Origin of the sequence: Nocardia sp. NPDC060220 (assembly GCF_042727815.1) — a bacterium.
In the GTDB taxonomy this organism is placed as follows: domain Bacteria; phylum Actinomycetota; class Actinomycetes; order Mycobacteriales; family Mycobacteriaceae; genus Nocardia.
Window position 1 is genome coordinate 1 of the sequence record NZ_JBHWZY010000325.1, and the last position, 3,264, is coordinate 3,264.

Consider the following 3,264-nt stretch of genomic DNA (forward strand, 5'->3'; position numbering starts at 1 on the left):
ATATTGCGATGCGCCACATCCATCAGTGCCGAGAGCTTGCGCGGGTCGGTGAGGGTGCCCGCGCTGCGAAGCTGGCGGGCCACCGAGGTCAGGAACGCCTGCTGGCGGTGGGTTCGGTCCAGGTCGCCGTTCTCCAGCCCGTGCCGCTGCCGGACGAAGGCCAGCGCCTGCGCGGGATTCAGCTGCTGACGCCCGGCGGGAAAATCGGCGCCGGAGAACTCGGAGTCCTGGACCGGCTTGTTCAAACACACTTCCACGCTGCCCAGCGCAGCGGCCAGATCATAGAAGCCCGCCAGGGTCACCTCGGCGAACCTGTCGATCGGCACGCCTGTCAGATCCCGGACCGCGGCCACGGTAGCGGCCCGCCCCGCCTCCCTGCCCGCCTGTTCCAGCTTCCGCTGGTCGGTGACGCCCCGCGCGATCAGCCGGTCCTGCACGGCCGCCTTCTTCAACCCGTACGCCTCCTTGATCTTGGCGTGGGTGTAGCCCGGGATCCCGGTGACCGGCACATAGTCGTCGCGCGGTATCGACACCGCGACGATCTTGTCCATCGACGCCGGAATATGCACCAGGATCAGGGTATTGGCGTTGTATCCGCCTTCGTCACCGTCGCCGGCGTGCAGTTGCTCGAGGACCTCGGCCGGTAGCTCGTTGCCGTTCTGATCACGGCGGGTATCCAATCCGATCAGCAGGATGTTGAGATCGCCCCCGAGTGAGTGCGGGGCGTCGTCACCGATCGCCCGCGACCGCAGGAACCCCGCATCGAAACTCCCCGCCGTCGACCACCCATATGCCGTGACCACCACCACCGTGGCCGACAACACCGCCGCGACCACCTGCACCACCCGCCGAGCTACCCGCCCCGCCGATCCCCGACCGCGTCGACCGCGCCCGCCTCGTCCATCCCGGCTACCACTCGGCTCAACCATCTCATGATCAACTGTGCCAGCCGCGAGAGCGACCGGACATCGCGATTGGATCCCGATTGGATGGCGGTGCGGCGCGCCTGCTCAGCCGCGCTGGTCAGCCAGTGGCGCGGAGGTCGAGGATGCGGGCGAGGGCGTGTTCCACCGCGTAGGTGGCGTCGGCGGCGCCGCCTTTGACGTCGGCATTGAGGGTGGCTACCACCTGTAGGGCGGTGCCGATGGTGGTGGGGTTCCAGCCGCGGGCTTGGGCTTGGGCTTTCTTGATCTTCCAGGGGGGCATACCCAGCTTCTGGGCGAGGGCGAACGGGTCGCCGCGGCCTGCCGAGCCGACTTTGGCGATGGTGTGGACCGAGTCGGCGAGCGCGTCGGCGAGCAAAACGTGGGGAACGCCGCGGTCGGTGGCCCAGCGCAGGGCTTCCATCGCGCCGGGACGGTCGCCGGCGACCGCGAGGTCGGCGACGTCGAAGCCGGTGACCTCGGCCCGGCCGGAGTAGTAGCGGCGGACCGCGTTCGCGTCGACCTTGCCACCGGTATCGGACACCAATTGTGAACAGGCGGCGGCCAATTCACGCAGCTCCGAACCGACCGATTCGAGCAAGGCTTGCACGACTTCGGTCGAGACCTTGACCCCGAGGGCCCGGAACTCGCCTCGCACGAACTCCACGCGCTCGGCGCCCTTGTTGAGTTTGGTGCACTCGTGGACCGTCGCACCCTTCTTCTGCAGTGCGGGTGCCAGCGCTTTGGCCCGTCCGCCGCCCGAGTGCAGAACCATGAGCACCACACCGTCGGGCGGATCGGCCGCAGCCTCGGTGATCACCGCGACCGCGTCCTTGCCCGCTTCCGCTGCCGACTCGAGCACGATCACCCGGTCTTCGGCGAACAGCGAGGGGCTGAGCAACTCGGCCAGTTCCGCCGTGCTGGCGTCGCCGGCGCGCAATCGGTCGACGGGTACCGAATCCGGATCGGGCGCACAGGCCCGCACCTGCGCGGTCACCATCGCAACCGCACGTTCGACCAGCAGTTCCTCGTCGCCGAGGACCAGATGCACCGAGGCAGGGCGTTCGCTCACCAGGCGATCCTACGTACGCCTACCGACATCCCTTGGCGCCGACCTCGGGCATGTTGCCGAGCACCGTCGTCCCGCTGCGCCTGGCCGAGTTCGACCAGCTCCCGAGGTGGCCGGACGCGACTCGACCACCGGGAATCGACGTGCTGCTCGTTCTTCACGGTGACCTTCGAGCATCGGTCCGAGACGTCAGTCGTGACGGGTATCAGCGTGCCCACCGACCGGATCGAGATCCTCGACGCCATCCAGGCGTGGGGCCGTGCCGCGTCTGCGGTGCTCGTCGACGAGACGTGACGGTCCGCAGATCGGCGGCGGTACCCACGATCACGACGTCACCCTCGAGGTCGGTCCGAGCGACGGTTGCGCCGAGCGCGGCGAGGGTCGAGGTCACCGTGGGGTGCGGATGCCCGAAGGTGTTGTCCGACCCGGCACTGACCAACGCCAGGCGTGGTCCGACAGCACGCAGGAATGCCGGTGTGGTGGTGCGTGATCCGTGATGGGGGACCTTGAGGACGTCCGCCCGGACATCCTCACCGCGCATGATCCGGGCCTGTGCCTCGGCCTCGATGTCGCCGGTGAACAGGATCGTTCCGGCCGGCGTCCGTGCTCGCATCACCAGTGACCGATCGTTGGCCGCATCGGCCGACAGCGACGTCGGCAGGTCCCGGCTCGGTGCCAGCACACGCAATCCGACTGCGCCGAAGGTCATTTCGTGCCCCGCGTGCAGTTCCATCAGCGGAATATCAGCCGCACCAGCCAGTTCCGTCACCGGCTCCACTCCCTCGGTGTCGTCACCGTGGCCATGCGATTCTCGTTGGGAAACAGTCTGTTCCGCGGAACGGCGACCACTTTTCGCCGGCCTCTCCCCCGGCGTCCCACGCGGGCACACGACATGATCGTCTCCCGTCGGCCGCACCTCGGCGCCCACCGTCGACGCTCGCTCCATCGGATGTGAGGTTGCGGTCGGCTGCGATCGCCCCGGCATGGTCGGCGTCGCCGAGCGCGACGGCGGTCCGCCCGAGTCGTCCGGATGCAACGGTGGGACAGCCGAATCCACAGAGGGCACCCGCACGGCGGCTACCCCCTGCGCAGGTGGTGACGATTCCGCTGTTCGCGATGGGTATCTCTCGATTTCTGTGGGATGCGAGGGAGTTCCGGTCGACGGGGTGAGGTTCGGCGGCGTCGGCGCAGTGCTCGGCGTCGGCGCAGTGCTCGGCGTCGGCGCAGTGCTCGGCGTCGGCGCAGTGCTCGGCGTCGGCGCAGTGCTCGGCG

Annotated in this window: 3 protein-coding genes; all 3 read right to left on the reverse strand. The window is 68.7% G+C overall.

Features of this window, described 5'->3' with window-relative positions:
• On the reverse strand, window positions 1-845 hold an 845-nt coding region (locus ACFWF3_RS18090; protein ID WP_379314544.1), incomplete at its 3' end, for an LCP family protein.
• A gap of 178 nt (window positions 846-1,023) precedes the next feature.
• Window positions 1,024-1,995 (reverse strand): DNA polymerase III subunit delta, encoded by a 972-nt coding sequence (gene holA / locus ACFWF3_RS18095; RefSeq protein WP_378993787.1) that lies wholly within the window; start codon window positions 1,993-1,995, stop codon window positions 1,024-1,026.
• Window positions 1,996-2,197: 202 nt separating this feature from the next.
• On the reverse strand, window positions 2,198-2,761 hold the full coding sequence (locus ACFWF3_RS18100; RefSeq protein ID WP_379314545.1) for a ComEC/Rec2 family competence protein: 564 nt from the start codon (window positions 2,759-2,761) through the stop codon (window positions 2,198-2,200).
• Window positions 2,762-3,264 lie beyond the last annotated feature (503 nt).